General features: G+C 69.6%; 20 protein-coding genes and 1 tRNA gene. 16 read left to right on the top strand and 5 right to left on the bottom strand.

Translation table 11 applies throughout. From position 1 onward, the window contains the following. Positions 1 to 11 precede the first annotated feature (11 nt). Positions 12 to 518, bottom strand: coding sequence for a gluconokinase (locus ABZ385_RS28130; RefSeq protein ID WP_358696326.1), 507 nt, complete (start codon positions 516 to 518; stop codon positions 12 to 14). A gap of 140 nt (positions 519 to 658) precedes the next feature. Here ABZ385_RS28130 and ABZ385_RS28125 point away from each other — a divergent pair, with 140 nt between their 5' ends. Continuing rightward, positions 659 to 1360, top strand: coding sequence for a FadR/GntR family transcriptional regulator (locus ABZ385_RS28125; RefSeq protein ID WP_358581199.1), 702 nt, complete (start codon positions 659 to 661; stop codon positions 1358 to 1360). A gap of 29 nt (positions 1361 to 1389) precedes the next feature. Next, the gene (locus ABZ385_RS28120; protein ID WP_358581201.1) at positions 1390 to 1803 is read left to right on the top strand and encodes a YchJ family protein; all 414 of its coding nucleotides are present in this window, start codon (positions 1390 to 1392) and stop codon (positions 1801 to 1803) included. Here ABZ385_RS28120 and ABZ385_RS28115 read toward each other — a convergent pair. Beyond that, entirely contained in the window at positions 1793 to 2866 is a 1074-nt protein-coding gene (locus ABZ385_RS28115) for a helix-turn-helix domain-containing protein (protein ID WP_358581203.1), read from the bottom strand. The two genes, ABZ385_RS28120 and ABZ385_RS28115, sit on opposite strands and share 11 nt — an antisense overlap. A gap of 52 nt (positions 2867 to 2918) precedes the next feature. Between ABZ385_RS28115 and ABZ385_RS28110 the strand changes: the two genes are divergently transcribed. The 10 genes from ABZ385_RS28110 (at position 2919) to ABZ385_RS28065 (ending at position 10369) form a co-directional block, all read left to right on the top strand. Further along, positions 2919 to 3404: a cupin domain-containing protein gene (locus ABZ385_RS28110; protein ID WP_358581205.1), complete on the top strand. Its 486-nt coding sequence runs from the start codon at positions 2919 to 2921 to the stop codon at positions 3402 to 3404. Between the two features lie 50 nt (positions 3405 to 3454). Then, positions 3455 to 3628, top strand: coding sequence for a hypothetical protein (locus ABZ385_RS28105; RefSeq protein WP_358581207.1), 174 nt, complete (start codon positions 3455 to 3457; stop codon positions 3626 to 3628). Continuing rightward, complete coding sequence (gene kdpF / locus ABZ385_RS28100; protein ID WP_358581209.1) at positions 3625 to 3714, top strand: K(+)-transporting ATPase subunit F; 90 nt, start codon at positions 3625 to 3627, stop codon at positions 3712 to 3714. Before ABZ385_RS28105 ends, kdpF begins: the two co-directional genes overlap by 4 nt. Before the next feature lie 8 nt (positions 3715 to 3722). Continuing rightward, positions 3723 to 5390: a potassium-transporting ATPase subunit KdpA gene (kdpA, locus tag ABZ385_RS28095; protein WP_358913690.1), complete on the top strand. Its 1668-nt coding sequence runs from the start codon at positions 3723 to 3725 to the stop codon at positions 5388 to 5390. Further along, positions 5387 to 7561, top strand: coding sequence for a potassium-transporting ATPase subunit KdpB (gene kdpB / locus ABZ385_RS28090; protein WP_358913689.1), 2175 nt, complete (start codon positions 5387 to 5389; stop codon positions 7559 to 7561). Before kdpA ends, kdpB begins: the two co-directional genes overlap by 4 nt. A 7-nt stretch (positions 7562 to 7568) precedes the next feature. Beyond that, positions 7569 to 8246: a potassium-transporting ATPase subunit C gene (locus ABZ385_RS28085; RefSeq protein ID WP_358913688.1), complete on the top strand. Its 678-nt coding sequence runs from the start codon at positions 7569 to 7571 to the stop codon at positions 8244 to 8246. A gap of 205 nt (positions 8247 to 8451) precedes the next feature. Then, positions 8452 to 8661 carry a hypothetical protein gene (locus ABZ385_RS28080; protein WP_358913687.1) on the top strand — a complete coding sequence of 70 codons (210 nt, stop codon included), beginning with the start codon at positions 8452 to 8454 and terminating at the stop codon, positions 8659 to 8661. Further along, entirely contained in the window at positions 8645 to 9169 is a 525-nt protein-coding gene (locus ABZ385_RS28075) for a DUF6879 family protein (RefSeq protein WP_358913686.1), read from the top strand. The genes ABZ385_RS28080 and ABZ385_RS28075 overlap by 17 nt, the downstream gene beginning before the upstream one ends. Further along, positions 9159 to 9992 carry a helix-turn-helix transcriptional regulator gene (locus ABZ385_RS28070; RefSeq protein WP_358913685.1) on the top strand — a complete coding sequence of 278 codons (834 nt, stop codon included), beginning with the start codon at positions 9159 to 9161 and terminating at the stop codon, positions 9990 to 9992. The genes ABZ385_RS28075 and ABZ385_RS28070 overlap by 11 nt, the downstream gene beginning before the upstream one ends. 62 nt (positions 9993 to 10054) lie before the next feature. After that, positions 10055 to 10369, top strand: coding sequence for a hypothetical protein (locus ABZ385_RS28065; protein WP_358913684.1), 315 nt, complete (start codon positions 10055 to 10057; stop codon positions 10367 to 10369). 255 nt (positions 10370 to 10624) lie between these two features. Here the strand turns inward: ABZ385_RS28065 and ABZ385_RS28060 are convergent. Continuing rightward, positions 10625 to 10712 (bottom strand) — tRNA-Leu (locus ABZ385_RS28060). A gap of 187 nt (positions 10713 to 10899) precedes the next feature. Here ABZ385_RS28060 and ABZ385_RS28055 point away from each other — a divergent pair. The 3 genes from ABZ385_RS28055 (at position 10900) to ABZ385_RS28045 (ending at position 13576) form a co-directional block, all read left to right on the top strand. After that, the gene (locus tag ABZ385_RS28055; RefSeq protein ID WP_358581241.1) at positions 10900 to 12225 is read left to right on the top strand and encodes a M20/M25/M40 family metallo-hydrolase; all 1326 of its coding nucleotides are present in this window, start codon (positions 10900 to 10902) and stop codon (positions 12223 to 12225) included. A 210-nt stretch (positions 12226 to 12435) separates the two neighbouring features. Next, positions 12436 to 12669: a chaplin ChpH gene (gene chpH / locus ABZ385_RS28050; RefSeq protein WP_358696309.1), complete on the top strand. Its 234-nt coding sequence runs from the start codon at positions 12436 to 12438 to the stop codon at positions 12667 to 12669. Between the two features lie 136 nt (positions 12670 to 12805). Then, a complete protein-coding gene (locus tag ABZ385_RS28045; RefSeq protein WP_358913683.1) occupies positions 12806 to 13576 on the top strand; it encodes a chaplin in 771 nt (256 codons plus the stop codon). 120 nt (positions 13577 to 13696) lie between these two features. Here the strand turns inward: ABZ385_RS28045 and ABZ385_RS28040 are convergent, their stop codons facing one another. Continuing rightward, positions 13697 to 13885 (bottom strand): DUF5703 family protein, encoded by a 189-nt coding sequence (locus ABZ385_RS28040; protein WP_127911640.1) that lies wholly within the window; start codon positions 13883 to 13885, stop codon positions 13697 to 13699. Positions 13886 to 13932: 47 nt separating this feature from the next. On the opposite strand from ABZ385_RS28040, the gene ABZ385_RS28035 reads away from it, so the two are divergent. After that, positions 13933 to 14700, top strand: a complete 768-nt coding sequence (locus ABZ385_RS28035; protein WP_358581247.1) for a hypothetical protein — start codon at positions 13933 to 13935, stop codon at positions 14698 to 14700. An 18-nt stretch (positions 14701 to 14718) separates the two neighbouring features. Here the strand turns inward: ABZ385_RS28035 and ABZ385_RS28030 are convergent, their stop codons facing one another. Then, positions 14719 to 14922: a hypothetical protein gene (locus ABZ385_RS28030; RefSeq protein WP_358913682.1), complete on the bottom strand. Its 204-nt coding sequence runs from the start codon at positions 14920 to 14922 to the stop codon at positions 14719 to 14721. Positions 14923 to 15061 lie beyond the last annotated feature (139 nt).

Raw genomic sequence — 15061 nt, 5'->3', positions numbered from 1 at the left:
TGGCCGACCGCTCAGCCGAGCCGGCTCAGGGCGTCGACGGCCCTGTCGGCGATCTCCTGCGGGGACCCGGCGACATCGACGGCGACGCCCGCCTCGTCCGCCCCGAGGGGCTGCAAGGTGGCGAACTGCGAATCCAGCAGTGCCGTGGGCATGAAGTGCCCCTTGCGCTGCCTCATCCGCTCCTCGATGAGCTCGCGGTCACCGGTGAGGTGGACGAAGACGACCCCGGGGGCCACCGAGCGCAGCCGGTCGCGGTAACTCCGCTTGAGCGCCGAGCTGCTGACCACCCCGCCGCGCCCCGCCCGCCCGTGCGCCCAGGCCCCGATGGCGTCCAGCCAGGGCCAACGGTCGTCATCGGTGAGGGGGGTGCCGGACGACATCTTCCGCACGTTCTGCGGCGGGTGGAAGTCGTCGCCCTCGGCGTACGGGACGCCGAGCCGGTCCGCGAGCAGGGGGCCGATCGTGGTCTTGCCGGTCCCTGCCACACCCATGATCACGACGACGTGGGGGGTGCTCATCGCTGCCTGCCTTCGCTGTCTTCATCGACATCGGTCGGTTCGTTCACGTCACTGAAACCCATTAGGTATGACGAATTCAAGAGCCTGTGACGTAAAAGTCTGACTTATTGTTCACGTCGGTTCCCTCGTAGGCTTCCGTCATGACCGCACAGACCCGAGGGCTGCACTCCCGCGTACTGGAAAGCCTCGGGCCCGCCATCACGGCGGGCGAGTACCCCCCCGGCAGCGTTCTGCGCACCGATGAGCTGGCCCAGCGCTTCGAGGTGTCCCGCTCCGTGATGCGCGAAGCGGTCCGGGTCCTGGAGTCCATGCACCTCGTCGCCTCCCGGCGCCGCGTGGGCGTGACCGTCCTGCCCGCCCGGGAGTGGAACGTCTACGACCCGCAGGTCATCCGGTGGCGTCTGGCCGGCGCCGACCGGCCACGGCAACTGCGCTCCCTGACCGTGCTGCGCTCCGCGATCGAGCCGGTCGCGGCGGGGCTCGCCGCCCGGCACGCCACGGCCGCCCAGTGCGCGGAGCTGACCGAGTGCGCCCTCGGCATGGTCGCCCACTCGCGCGGCCACCAGCTGGAGGGCTACCTCAAGTACGACGTCGCCTTCCACCGGGTCATCCTCGACTCCTGCGGCAACGAGATGTTCGCCCGCCTCGGTGACGTCGTCGCCGAGGTCCTCACCGGGCGCACCGCCCACCAGGTGATGTTCGAGGACCCCGACCCGCCCGCCGTGTCCCTGCACGTCCAGGTCGCGGAGGCCGTCAGGGAGGGCGACGCGGCCCGCGCGGAGGCCCTCACGCGGCAGATCGCCCTCGGCGCGCTGGAGGAGCTGGACATCCTGGCGCCCTGACGCCGCGGGGCGCCGCCGGGTCGGCCACAATGGACGCCATGTCCCGACGCGCCACGTCCCGCCCCACGTCCTGCCCCTGCGGGCGCCCCGAGCCGTACGAAAAGTGCTGCGGCCGGCTGCACCGGGGCGAGGCCGCGGCCCGTACGCCCGAGGAGCTGATGCGCTCCCGGTACTGCGCCTTCGCGGTGCGCGACGAGCCCTACCTGCTGCGCACCTGGCACCCGGCGACGCGCCCGCCCCTGGTGGAGTTCGACCCGGCGCTGCGCTGGGTCGGCCTGGAGATCGAGGACACCACCGAGGGCACCGCGTTCCACACCACGGGCACCGTGACCTTCCGGGCCCGCTACACCGACGGGGGCCGCCCGGACGCCCTGCACGAGCGGAGCCGCTTCGAGCGGCTGGACGGGGCGTGGGTGTACGTCGACGGCGCGTTCATCGACTGACGGCGCGAGACCTCGGTGCGGCGGCCGGCACCCGGTCGGCGGCCGAGGGGCCGACGGGGCCGAACCTGCGCCGGTAGTCGGAGGGGCTGAGCCCCGTCTCACGGCGCAGTCTCGCCCGTAGATTCGCGGCGGTGCCAAGGCCGCTGCGCCGCGCGACGACGTCCAGGCGCTCCTCGCCCCGCTCGATGATCCGGCAGGCCAGCGCGACGCGTTCCGTGATGAGCCAGGCCAGTGGGGTGGTGCCGAGCTGGGCCCGGAAGCGGCGGTGCAAGGTCGCGGGGCTCAGTCCGGCGCGGGCCGCGAGACCGGCCACGGTCAGCGGCTCGTCCAGACGCTCCTGCGCCCAGCTCAGCACCGGCGCCAGGGACTCGTCCCGCACCTTCGGGACGGGCCGCTCCACGAACTGCCGCTGGCCTCCGTCCCGGTGCGCCGCGAAGACGAGACGCCTGCTCACCGCGTTGGCGATCTCGGCGCCGAAGTCCTTGCGCACGATGTGCAGGGACAGGTCGAGGGCGGCCGCGCTGCCCGCCGCGGTCAGGATGTCGCCCTCGTCCACGAAGAGGACGTCCGGTTCGAGCCGCACGGCCGCAAACCGCTCCCTGAAGGAGTCGGCCCACTGCCAGTGCGCGGTGGCCCCGCGCCCGTCGAGCACCCCGGCCTCGGCGAGCGTGAAGGCCCCGCTGCAGAACCCCACCAGCCGGGCGCCCCGCGCGTGCGCGCGCCGGACGGCGTCCAGGACGGCGGGCCGCCGGGGCACGTCGGTGTCCGGCCGGTTCGGCACGATCACGGTGTCCGCCGTCTCGGTCGCGTCGAGCCCGGCGACCCCGGTGAGCGTGAAGAACCCGTCCCGCATCAGGGTGCCGGGCTCGGGGGAGCAGAGCGCGAAGTCGTACAGCTCCCTGCCGAGCTCGGGCCGGCGCAGGCCGAACACCTCCGTCGCGCAGCCGAGTTCGAAGGGGTTGGAGTTCTCGTCGACGATGACGACGACCCGGTGGAGCCGGTCCGGGACCGGCCCCGACGACCCCGGCCGGGGGCCGGCCGCTTGCGAGGATTCTTGCGCCATGTGCGATTTCTAGCACTCGTGGGCGCGGCACGTCACGCCGGAAGATCACCTCATGACCAACGAACCCGACGCAACCGCCGCGACCGCCGAAACCACCGTCGCGACCACCGAAGTCACCGCCGCGACCAGCGACGCCCCCACCGCGACCAGCGGGGCCATCTCCCTCGACCAGGCCTTCGCCTCCTTCGACGCCCTGTGGAGCCCCCGCATCGCCACCACCGTCAACGACTACGACGTCCGTCTGACGAAGGTCCAGGGCGAACACCTGTGGCACGTCCACGACGACACCGACGAGTTCTTCCTCGTGCTCGGCGGCGAACTGCACATCGACCTGCGCGAGCCGGCGGGGGAGCGCCGGGTCACCCTCCCGCAGGGCTCGCTCTTCACCGTCCCGCGCGGCACCGAGCACAAGCCGTCCGCGCCCGACGGGGCGAGGCTGCTGCTCTTCGAGCCCAGCGGCACCTCGACCGTCGGGGACCGCCACGACGAGGTGCCCGACCACGTGGACGCCACGACGGGCCACCGGCTGGCCGGGTGACCGGCCTGACCTGCTCGTAAGAGACCCGTCAAGACGTCGGCGGACGCCGTATGGAGGGCGTCAACGGTGGCCGGAAACGGCCGGAAGGGAGCTTTTCTCGACACCAGCAACTCATCCGTCCACTTCCTCAGGAGCTCACGATGGCCGATCTGGCCTTCGTCGCCACCACGATCGCGGTCTTCGCGCTGGTGGCCCTCGTCGCCAAGGGGGTGACGAAGCTGTGACCGCCGAGAACGTCGTCGGCCTGGTCGTGGCCGTCACCCTCCTGGGCTATCTCGTCCTCGCCCTCGCCTTCCCGGAGAGGTTCTGAGTACGGATATGAGCCCCGTCCTTGCCGGCGTGCTCCAGCTGCTCGCTCTCACAGCGGCGCTCGCCCTGACCTACCGCCCCCTGGGCGACCACATGGCCCGCGTCTACGGCTCGAAGAAGCACCTGCGGGCCGAAAAGTGGATCTACAAAGCAATCGGAGCCGACCCCGACTCCCCGATGCGCTGGACCGCGTACCTGCGCGGCGTCCTCGCCTTCTCCCTGGCCGGGGTCCTCTTCCTCTACCTCCTCCAGCGGCTCCAGGGCTCGCTGCCCGGCTCGCTCGGCTTCCGGTCCATCGACCCGGACCAGGCCTTCAACACGGCCGCCTCCTTCGTGGCCAACACCAACTGGCAGTCGTACGCCGGCGAGCAGGCCATGGGCCACGTCGTGCAGACAGCGGGTCTCGCCGTGCAGAACTTCGTCTCGGCGGCGGTGGGGATCGCCGTGGCGGTGGCCCTCGTACGCGGCTTCACCACGCGCTCCCGCACCGGTGAGCTGGGCAACTTCTGGGCCGACCTGGTGCGCGGCGTCGTCCGGATCCTGCTGCCGATCTCCGTGATCGGCGCGCTGGTCCTGGTCGCCTGCGGCGCCCTGCAGAGCTTCTCCGGCATCCACGAGGTCGGGCAGTTCATGGGCGGCAGCCGGCAGTGGAACGGCGGCGCGGTCGCCTCACAGGAGGTCATCAAGGAGCTGGGCACGAACGGCGGCGGCTACTTCAACGCCAACTCCGCCCACCCCTTCGAGAACCCCACCCCCCTGTCCAACCTCTTCGAGATCTACCTGATCCTCGTCATCCCCTTCGCGCTGACCCGCACCTTCGGCAGGATGGCCGGCTCGCTCCGGCAGGGGTACGCCCTCCTCGCCACGATGGCGACGATCTGGCTCGGCCTCACCGCGCTGATGATGTGGACGGAGTTCCACCACGGCGGGCCCGCGTTCGACGTGGCGGGCGGGGCCATGGAGGGCAAGGAGACCCGCTTCGGGATCGGCGGCTCGTCGCTCTTCGCGGTGGCCACCACGCTCACCTCCACGGGCGCGGTGAACTCCTTCCACTCCTCCTACACCGGTTTCGGCGGCGGCATCGAGATGCTCGGCATGCAGCTCGGCGAGATCGCGCCCGGCGGGGTGGGCTCCGGCCTCTACGGCATGCTCGTCATGGCGGTCATCGCGGTGTTCGTCGCGGGCCTGATGGTCGGCCGCACACCCGAGTACCTGGGCAAGAAGATCGGCACCCGCGAGATCAAGCTGGCGGCCTGTTACATCCTGATCACCCCGGCGCTCGTGCTCGGCTTCACGGCCGTGTCGATGGCGCTGCCCACGCCCAAGGACTCGATGCTCAACTCCGGGGCGCACGGCTTCTCGGAGATCCTGTACGCCTACACGTCCGGCGCCAACAACAACGGCTCGGCCTTCGGCGGCCTGAGCGCGGACACGAACTGGTTCAACACCACGCTCGGTCTCGCCATGCTGCTCGGCCGCTTCCTGCCGATGGTGTTCGTCCTCGCGCTCGCCGGCTCGCTGGCCCGGCAGCAACCGGTCCCGACGACGGCCGGCACCCTGCGCACGGAGAAACCGCTCTTCGCGGGGCTGCTGGTCGGCGCCATCCTGATCATCACCGGTCTCACCTACTTCCCCGCGCTCGCGCTGGGACCGCTCGCCGAGGGGCTGGCGTCATGAACACACACACGAAGAACCACCAGACGGACGAGCACGACAAGGCCACCGGGACACGCGCGCCGGGCGAGAAGGGTGCGACGGCCGCCGTCCCCCACTCGGACGTGCCGACCGGACCCGGGACCGCCGAGGAGAACAAGGTCGGCGCGGGCCTCTTCGACCCCGCCCAGCTGCTGAGGTCCCTGCCCGACGCCGTCCGCAAACTGCACCCGCGGACCATGGTCAAGTCGCCGGTCATGTTCGTCGTCCTGATCGGCTCGGTGGTCACCACCGTGCTCGCCGCCCTGGACCCGGGGAACTGGTTCGGCTGGGCGATCACCGGCTGGCTCTGGCTGACCACTCTCTTCGCCAACCTCGCCGAGGCCGTCGCCGAGGGCCGCGGCAAGGCGCAGGCCGACACGCTGCGCAAGGCCAAGACCGGCACCGTCGCGCGCCGCCTGATCGGCGGCGCCGAGGAGAGCGTGCCCGGCACCGAACTGCGCGTCGGCGACCTCGTGGTCTGCGAGGCGGGCGACATCATCCCCGGCGACGGTGACGTCGTCGAGGGCGTCGCCTCCGTCGACGAGTCCGCGATCACCGGGGAGTCGGCCCCCGTCATCCGCGAGTCCGGCGGCGACCGCTCGGCCGTCACGGGCGGTACGAAGATCCTCTCCGACCGCGTCACCATCAAGATCACGACGAAACCCGGCGAGACGTTCATCGACCGCATGATTAACCTGGTCGAGGGCGCCGCCCGCCAGAAGACGCCCAACGAGATCGCCCTCAACATCCTCCTGGCGTCCCTGACCATCGTCTTCCTGCTGGCAGTCGTGACGCTGAAGCCCTTCGCGATCTACGCCGGGGCCGACGACCAGACGTCCCTGATCGTCCTGACGGCACTGCTCGTCTGCCTCATCCCGACGACCATCGGCGCCCTGCTCTCCGCGATCGGCATCGCGGGCATGGACCGCCTGGTGCAGCGCAACGTCCTCGCCATGTCGGGCCGGGCCGTCGAGGCCGCCGGCGACGTCTCCACGCTTCTCCTGGACAAGACCGGCACGATCACACTGGGCAACCGCCGGGCCGCCGAGTTCGTCCCCGTACGCGGCACCACCGCGGCCGAACTGGCCGACGCCGCTCAGCTCTCCTCGCTGGCCGACGAGACCCCCGAGGGCCGCTCCGTCGTCGTACTCGCCAAGGAGAGGTACGGCCTGCGCGAACGGCACCAGGGGGAGCTGACCGGCGCCGCGTGGGTGGCGTTCACCGCCCGGACCCGCATGTCGGGTGTGGACGTCGACGGCCGCAAGGTCCGCAAGGGCGCGACCGGTTCGGTCATCGCCTGGGTCAAGGAGCGCGGCGGCCAGGTCGCCGAGGACGCGCGGGCACTCAACGACCGGATCTCACAGGCCGGCGGCACGCCGCTGCTGGTGGCCGTGGAAGACGCCGACGGCGCCCGGGTCCTCGGGGTGATCCACCTCAAGGACGTCGTCAAGGAGGGCATGCGCGAACGCTTCGACGAGCTGCGCCGCATGGGCATCAGGACGGTCATGATCACGGGCGACAACCCGCTGACCGCCAAGGCGATAGCGGACGAGGCGGGCGTGGACGACTTCCTCGCCGAGGCCACGCCCGAGGACAAGATGGCGCTGATCAAACGCGAGCAGGCCGGCGGCAAGCTGGTGGCGATGACGGGTGACGGCACCAACGACGCCCCCGCGCTCGCCCAGGCCGACGTGGGCGTGGCGATGAACACCGGCACCTCGGCCGCCAAGGAGGCCGGGAACATGGTGGACCTGGACTCCGACCCCACCAAGCTCATCGAGATCGTCGAGATCGGCAAGCAGCTCCTGATCACCCGGGGCGCCCTGACGACCTTCTCCATCGCCAACGACGTGGCGAAGTACTTCGCCATCATCCCGGCCATGTTCGCGGTGGCGTACCCGAGCCTCGACAAGCTCAACGTCATGAGCCTGTCCTCGCCCGAGTCCGCGATCCTCTCGGCGGTCGTCTTCAACGCCCTGATCATCGTCGCGCTCGTGCCGCTGGCCCTCAAGGGCGTGCGCTACCGCCCGATGAGCGCGGACCGGATGCTCCGCCGCAACCTCGGCGTCTACGGCCTCGGCGGCCTGGTCGCCCCCTTCATCGGCATCAAGATCATCGACGTACTCATCTCCCTCATCCCCGGCATTGGGTGACGCGACCATGAACAACTCCGTGACCAACACCGCCCGGCTGCTCGGCGCGGGACTGCGCGCGCTGCTCGTCCTGACCCTGCTCTGCGGCGTCCTGTACCCGCTGGCGGTCACCGGCGTCGCCCAGGCGCTCTTCCACGACAAGGCCAACGGCTCCGAGATCGAGGCGCACGGCAAGGTCGTCGGCTCCGAACTCATCGGCCAGCGCTACGACTTGCCGCCCAAGCGGGGCCAGAGGACCCCAGCCCCCGACCTGCGATGGTTCCAACCGCGCCCGTCGAACGGCCTGGGCGAGAACAGCGTCAACACCGACCACAAGCTGCTCCTGTCCGGCGCGACCAACCTCGCGGGCGACAGCGAGGAGCTGATCGCCCAGGTGAAGGAGGCGAAGGCGGCAGTCATCAGGGACAACTCCACCGCGTCCCACAAGATCAACCCCACCAACGTCCCCGCCGACGCGGTCACCTCCTCGGGCTCCGGCCTGGACCCGCACATCTCCCCGGCCTACGCCGCCCTCCAGGCCCACCGCGTGGCGGAAAAAAACCACCTGAGCGTCCCCCGGATCCAACACCTGATCATTCAGAACACCACCCCCCGAACCCTGGGCTTCCTGGGCGAACCCCGAGTCAACGTCCTACGCCTGAACCTGGCCCTCAAGGAACTGACGTCCCACAGCCCCACCCCCTGACCCGCGAGGAAGGCCCACTGCGGACCGCTGTTGCTCATGTACTGGTCACGTGACCAACCAGGGCGGAGCGGGTACCTCCCCTCCTTCGCCCGTGATTGTCTACCCGACAACGCGCATATCCGCGAGGTGCCATGGACCAGGCAGACTCATCCGCCCTACCGTCCTCTTGGAGCCAGGGAGCGCCCCTGCGACGAAGGAGGGTCCGATGGCACGCGAGGAACTGACCCGTCTCACTGGCCGGACCGGAGGCCCCGAGTGCGACGACGACGATTGCCCCAACATCTACCGGACCCGGAGCGGTTCATTCGTTGTCCAGGGGGACCTGTCCAACGCGTTCACCGCGCCCGCAGGTGAGGCTCTGGTGGAGATCCCGGAGCACGTTATGAGGGAGGCTGTTCGTGCTCTTGGATGGTGAGGAGTGGCGTAGGTTCTTCGACGCCTTCGAGCACGAAGCGTGGCGGTTCGAGGCGCAGCCCACCTACATCATGCCCAAAGAGCGGGAGAACGTCGCCCGCTTCCTGAGGGGCGAGAATATGCCCGACGGCCATAATGCTCGCTGGCATGAACGGGTACGCGGATATATCGCGTCCGGCAAGCGCATCGGTCGCGTGCGCATCGTGCGCCGACCGCTCACCGATTACCAGCGCTACCAATTCGCGTGGGGAATCCCCGGCAACGTCGCGGCCGGGGAGGACATCCGCGTCTTGGACGTGACGCAAGAGGACTACGGTCTGCCGCTCTGCGGGCGTGACTGGTGGATGTTCGACAGGATTCGCATCGCCCACTTGAATTTCCGGCCGGACGGTACCCAAATCAATCGCAAGGCGTACGAGGGGGACCCCGCCCCGTATCGGGAGTGGCAGCAAATCGCCCTGGAACACGCCGTGCCTTTCGAGGAGTACGTGAAGGGCCTTGACGTTTGATCCTGGAGAGCTGGGACAGTCGAAAGCTGCCCTGGCGGAAACGCTTCGCACGATGCGCAGGCGAGCCGGCCGTACACAGGTTTGGCTCGCCCAGCGCTGCAACATGTCCCAGACAAAGCTCAGCAACATCGAGACCGGTCGAATGATACCGGGACTTGTCGACGTCGAGTTGATTCTCAGAGCCCTCGACGCTCCCCCGGAGATGGTGGCGGAAGTGGCCGTCCTCGCGCGGCTCGCCCATACGGAGTGGCAGGGTAAGCGGGCATCGTGGCGTCGGGGACTGGAGAAGCGGCAGTCGGAATTGGCGGCCCTGGAAGCGGAAGCCGTGACGCTCCGGTACTTCCTGCCCGCGATGGTGACAGGGCTCCTGGCCACACCTGAGTACATCAGGGCGAGCCTGGGCCACTCACCAGTGGACATCTCCAAGACAGTCGCGAGGAAGCTGGACCGGCAAGCGGTCCTCTATGACAACAGGAAACGGTTCACGTTCCTGTTGACGGAGCAGGCCGTCAGATGGGCCGTGGTCCCCAGCGCCGCGATGGCCGTCCAGATCGACCGCCTTGTCTCGCTCTCTCATTTCCCCAACGTGCGAATCGGCATCATCCCGTTGGGGTCGACCATCGGGCGCGGCCCGATGAATACCTTCACGGTTTACGACCAGCGCCTGGCAACGGTCGAGACCTTCACTGGGCGCATAGTTTTCCAGGACGCTCGGGACATCGCAGAACATCTCGAAGTGTTCGGCTTGTACGAGCGTCATGGGATGTTCGATGAAGATGCCAGAGAAATGCTTGTACGTTGGGCCGCCTCCTACCGTTCGTGATCGTCTACCCCGCAACGCGAATATTGCTGGCGGGTCGGTGCTGATGGCCCGAGGATGTACTCATGCCCACCGAACCGAAGAACCAGAGGCAGAAGGCGCCGCAGGGCTGGCGGATGGACCCCATCCCGAGCCGTCCGGCGTATCGGGATGACGAGGGACGCATTCGTGTCCCCATGTGGTTGACGAAAAACGGTCGGCATACGGCAGACACGGAAATGGTCCTGCTTCCGTCTGAGGCCGCCCTCCTGGCCGACAACCTGGCCAACGCGATGCACGAAAACTCCCGGTCGATGCTGCACGAGATCTTCCGGCAAAGCACGACGGCTCCTGGCCCCGGAGTTGTGTACGTGCCGAAGCCGGAACGACACCAGTTCTGAGCCTGCCCCATCTCCGTCGCCGAGACCGTGGACGCGGAGTGCGTGAGCCACGCCGGCCGGACCCAGCGCAACCAGTTCCGGCGCCTGCCTGGCACGGCAGAAAAAACGGAACCGGGAAGCTCACCGTCTCCGGAGCCAACAGGCTCGGCCAGTCATCCCAGGCCTGACCTGGGAACTCTCTGAACTGTTGGTCACATGGTGGGTCACGCCACACCCCAGAAACGCAGAAAACCCCAGATCAACTGGGGTTTTCGCTGGTGTCCGAGGGGGGACTTGAACCCCCACGCCCGATAAAGGGCACTAGCACCTCAAGCTAGCGCGTCTGCCATTCCGCCACCCGGACCAGGTGTGTGTCTCGCGGGGCGTTCCCCGCGGCGACACAGAGAACATTACCAGGCTTCCGGGGGTACTCGATCACCCCGCCACCTGGCGTGAACTGCTGATGGCGGGTGCCGCCCGGCCTTGGGCGCGGAGGCCGGGAGAGAGAGGATGAGGGGGACCACCAGCAGCGAATGCGGGAGGAGCCCAGCGTGAGCGGGTCCAGCACGGGCAAGGCCGTCACCGGTGAGGACGAGGTCGTCGACCTCTGCCGGGAACTCATCCAGATCGATACGAGCAACTACGGCGACCACTCGGGCCCGGGGGAGCGCAAGGCCGCCGAGTACGTCGCGGAGAAGCTCGCCGAGGTCGGTCTCGAACCGAAGATCTTCGAATCCCACCCCGGCAGGGCCTCGACGGTGGCGAGGATCGAGGGCGAGGACCCCTCGCGGCCCGCGCTGCTCATCCACGGCCACACCGACGTCGTGCCGGCCAACGCCGTGGACTGGACGCACCACCCGTTCTCCGGCGAGATCGCGGACGGCTGCGTGTGGGGCCGGGGCGCCGTCGACATGAAGGACATGGACGCGATGACCCTCGCGGTCGTACGGGACCGGATGCGCAGCGGCCGCAAGCCCCCGCGCGACATCGTCCTCGCCTTCCTCGCGGACGAGGAGGCGGGCGGCACGTACGGCGCCCGGTATCTCGTGGACAACCACCCCGACCTCTTCGAGGGCTGCACGGAGGCGATCAGCGAGGTCGGCGGCTTCTCCTTCACCGTCAACGAGAACCTGCGGCTCTACCTCGTCGAGACGGCCCAGAAGGGCATGCACTGGATGAAGCTGACCGTGGACGGCACCGCGGGGCACGGCTCGATGATCCACCGGGACAACGCGATCACCGAGCTGTCCGAGGCCGTCGGGCGCCTCGGGCGGCACAAGTTCCCGGTGCGGGTCACCAAGACGCTGCGGCACTTCCTCGACGAGCTGGGCGACGCGCTCGGCACCGAGCTCGACCCGGAGAACATGGACGCGACGCTCGCCAAGCTCGGCGGCATCGCCAAGCTCATCGGCGCCTCGCTCCAGAACACCGCGAACCCCACCCAGCTCGGCGCCGGTTACAAGGTGAACGTGATCCCCGGCCAGGCGACCGCGCATGTCGACGGCCGCTACCTGCCGGGCTACGAGGAGGAGTTCCTCGCCGACCTGGACCGGATTCTCGGTCCGCGGGTCAAGCGCGAGGACGTGCATGCCGACAAGGCTCTGGAGACCACCTTCGACGGGGCGCTCGTCGACGCCATGCAGACCGCCCTGCGCGCCGAGGACCCGATCGCCCGCGCGGTGCCGTACATGCTCTCGGCCGGCACGGACGCCAAGTCCTTCGACGACCTCGGCATCCGCGGCTTCGGCTTCGCGCCGCTGAAGCTGCCGCCGGAGCTGGACTTCGCCGGCATGTTCCACGGCGTCGACGAGCGGGTGCCGGTGGACGGCCTCAAGTTCGGCGTCCGGGTGCTCGACCGGTTCATCGACGCGTCCTGACGGAGGCGGGCCCGGCCTGACGGCAACGGGCCGTGAACCGACTGGAATACGGCCGTTTTACGTGCTGAAACGACTCTCCAATAATCGTCAGCACGTACGTACGTGCCTGAGAAGAGTGAAAGGAGCCTTCGGCTCGTAGCCCCGCAACCCCCTCCTCGTTACAGGTGGTGCAGTCCGCGGCTGGGACTGCATTGCCAACAAGGAGGAATAATGATCAAGAAGGTCGTCGCTGCTGCGGCTGCCACTGGTGGTCTCGTGCTCGCGGGCGCGGGCATCGCCGCCGCCGACGCCGGTGCCCAGGGCGCCGCCGTGAACTCTCCCGGTGTCCTCTCGGGCAACGTACTCCAGGTCCCCGTGCACGTGCCGGTGAACGTCTGCGGCAACACGGTCAACGTGATCGGGCTGCTGAACCCCACCTTCGGCAACACCTGCATCAACAAGTGACGTTGTGCCTCACCCGTTGAGGGTCTGAGTCCGTCGGCCCCGGAGTGCACGCCATGCGCTCCGGGGCCGACGGATATTCCACGTCCGGGCGAGCACGTCCGTGCGTACTTCGGAAGGTAAAAGGCAGGGAACAGCTATGCGACAGGTCACGCGCAAAGGCCTGATCACCGTGGCGGCCGCGACCGGCGTACTCGCCGCGACCGGTGGCTACGCACACGCGGACTCCACCGCCCAGGGCGGCAGTTCGAACTCGCCCGGCGTATTGGCGGGCAACTCGGTTCAGGCCCCGGTCGATATTCCGGTCAACGTCTGCGGCAACACCGTGAACGTCGTCGGGGTCCTGAACCCCGCGATGGGCAACTCTTGCACCAACGGCTCCGGCAAGGGCGGCGGCGGTTCGCACAAGCCCTCCGGCGGGGCGAAGGCCGAGGGGCACGCCGCCAACTCGCCCGGTGTCGGCTCCGGCAACAACGTGCAGCTGCCGGTGGACGTCCCGGTCAATGTCTGCGGCAACAGCATCACCGTCGTCGGCGTCGGCAACCCGGCCTTCGGCAACCGCTGCGCCAACGAGGCCGGCCACTCCAAGCCGCCCGGCGAGAAGCCGCCGACGGAGCCCGAGGAGCCGGGCGAGCCGGGTGAGCCGGAGGAGCCGGGCAAGCCGGAACACCCCGGCAAGCCGGAGGAGCCGGGCAAGCCGGGAGAGCCCGGTAAGCCGGGCAAGCCCCACGTCCCGGGCGGGCACGACAAGCCGAACCACCCCGGCACGCAGGTCGTCACGCCCCCCAAGGGCGCCTCGCAGCTCGCCGAGACGGGCAGCTCGCTGCCGATCGGCATCGCACTGCCGGCGGGCGCGGGCGTGCTGCTCGCGGGCACCGTGCTGTACCGGAGGGCGCGGGCGTCCGCCTGAGCCGCCCCGAGCCCGAGAACACCGGAAACGGAGCGTGCCCCGCCGTCGCGGGGCCCGCTCCGTTTCCGCGTCTACCCCCTGTACTCGGCCCGAGCCGGCCCGCCAGGCGCCCGCACCGGCCTACCAGGTGGCCCGCACCTGGCGGATGATGCGCCGTTTCAGCCGCACCCTGCGGCTTCCGTCGGGGTGCAGGCTCAGGCGGTCCAGCTCCCAGTGTCCGTACTCCGCGTGGTCCGTGAGCAGACGTGTGGCTTCCTTGCGGGTGACCCCGCGCGGGACGTAGACGTCGACAAATTCGTATTCCGGCATCGCATCTATTGTGCGGGCACCGGCCCGGTACGGATAGCGTCTGCACTATGTCTGATGCTGCGCAGCCCACCGCTGCCGAGGTACGTGCCGCCGCCGAGGCGGTCAAGACCGCGCTCGACCGCCACCTGGCCGCGGTCGAACGCAGGTCGGGCGAGGACGATCCGGCCGTGTACGAGGCCTTCAACGAACTCGCCGCCGCGGCCGAGGAGTACGACGAACTCCTCTACGACCGCTACGACGAGGTCACGCCCTTCGAGATCCCCGGCACCGACGACGCGCTGCCGCCCTACCGGGGCCCCGAGGAGGCGAACGCGCTGAGCGTGCTGATCCGCCGCGACTACGCCGTGGCGGAGCCGCAGCGGCTGCTCGCGCAGGCCCAGCGGGTCGCCGACGCCGACGTCCCGGGGCAGCGGGGCGCCGGCCCGGCCGACACGGTCCACGGCGCGCTCGGGGTCCTGTTCGGCGAGTTCGAACCGGACGAGATCGCCTCCCGGCACAAGGAGTTCGGGCTGGAGGAGGGCGACTCCACGGTGTGGGTCACCGCGGCGGACGCCCCCGCCGAGCCGGGGGAGTGGCTGGAGGCCCCCTTCGAACAGGCCGATCCGCACCGGGTGGTGTGCCGCTTCGACGTTAGCGCGGTCTTCGACGACGAACTGGACGACGAGGTGCTCGACGGCCTCGACGCGGATCCCGACATCGACCCGGACCTGGCCGTACCGCTCGATGAGATCGAGATCGTCGAGATCGTCGAGGTCGATGACATCACCGAGGCCGACGGGAAGGGGCCCGGCACGCGGGGCGCGGGCGGTCGCTGAGGCCTGCCCGGGCCGTGCTCAGCGGTCCGCGCCCGCCCCTTTGACGGAGGCGGGCGCACGGCCGAGGAGGGCCCGTGCCGTGCGGGCCAGGTAAGCCTGGTTGGCAAAGCCCGCGACCGCCGCGGCCGCGGCCACCGACTCACCGTGCAGGGCGGCGACGGCCACCCGCTGCCGGGACCACTGCCGCAGCCGTACGAGCGGGATACCCACGGCCGTCCGCACGAGGCGGGCCCCCGGCTAGGGCGTGTGGTGAAAGTCCCGTCTGCCTGGCGACGCCTGGCACGCGCCCTCGCGGCGTTGTCGGGGTCGCCCCGATACCACCAGTATCGGGGCGACCCTCCGCCTTGCGAGCGCACGCACC

Source organism: Streptomyces sp. NPDC005898, assembly GCF_040629635.1.
GTDB lineage: Bacteria > Actinomycetota > Actinomycetes > Streptomycetales > Streptomycetaceae > Streptomyces.
The sequence above is the reverse complement of the archived record's forward strand: the minus strand, read 5'-3'. Positions and strand labels throughout refer to the sequence as shown.

Coding starts and splice junctions, on each gene's coding strand:
- ABZ385_RS28105 (WP_358581207.1), top strand. CDS start 3,455: ATGGAGGGCGTCAACGGTGGCCGGAAACGGCCGGAAGGGAGCTTTTCT.
- kdpA (WP_358913690.1), top strand. CDS start 3,723: ATGAGCCCCGTCCTTGCCGGCGTGCTCCAGCTGCTCGCTCTCACAGCG.
- ABZ385_RS28045 (WP_358913683.1), top strand. CDS start 12,806: ATGCGACAGGTCACGCGCAAAGGCCTGATCACCGTGGCGGCCGCGACC.
- ABZ385_RS28130 (WP_358696326.1), bottom strand. CDS start 518: ATGAGCACCCCCCACGTCGTCGTGATCATGGGTGTGGCAGGGACCGGC.
- ABZ385_RS28110 (WP_358581205.1), top strand. CDS start 2,919: ATGACCAACGAACCCGACGCAACCGCCGCGACCGCCGAAACCACCGTC.
- ABZ385_RS28065 (WP_358913684.1), top strand. CDS start 10,055: ATGCCCACCGAACCGAAGAACCAGAGGCAGAAGGCGCCGCAGGGCTGG.
- kdpB (WP_358913689.1), top strand. CDS start 5,387: ATGAACACACACACGAAGAACCACCAGACGGACGAGCACGACAAGGCC.
- ABZ385_RS28120 (WP_358581201.1), top strand. CDS start 1,390: ATGGACGCCATGTCCCGACGCGCCACGTCCCGCCCCACGTCCTGCCCC.
- ABZ385_RS28040 (WP_127911640.1), bottom strand. CDS start 13,885: ATGCCGGAATACGAATTTGTCGACGTCTACGTCCCGCGCGGGGTCACC.
- ABZ385_RS28125 (WP_358581199.1), top strand. CDS start 659: ATGACCGCACAGACCCGAGGGCTGCACTCCCGCGTACTGGAAAGCCTC.
- ABZ385_RS28080 (WP_358913687.1), top strand. CDS start 8,452: ATGGCACGCGAGGAACTGACCCGTCTCACTGGCCGGACCGGAGGCCCC.
- chpH (WP_358696309.1), top strand. CDS start 12,436: ATGATCAAGAAGGTCGTCGCTGCTGCGGCTGCCACTGGTGGTCTCGTG.
- ABZ385_RS28085 (WP_358913688.1), top strand. CDS start 7,569: ATGAACAACTCCGTGACCAACACCGCCCGGCTGCTCGGCGCGGGACTG.
- ABZ385_RS28115 (WP_358581203.1), bottom strand. CDS start 2,866: ATGGCGCAAGAATCCTCGCAAGCGGCCGGCCCCCGGCCGGGGTCGTCG.
- ABZ385_RS28035 (WP_358581247.1), top strand. CDS start 13,933: ATGTCTGATGCTGCGCAGCCCACCGCTGCCGAGGTACGTGCCGCCGCC.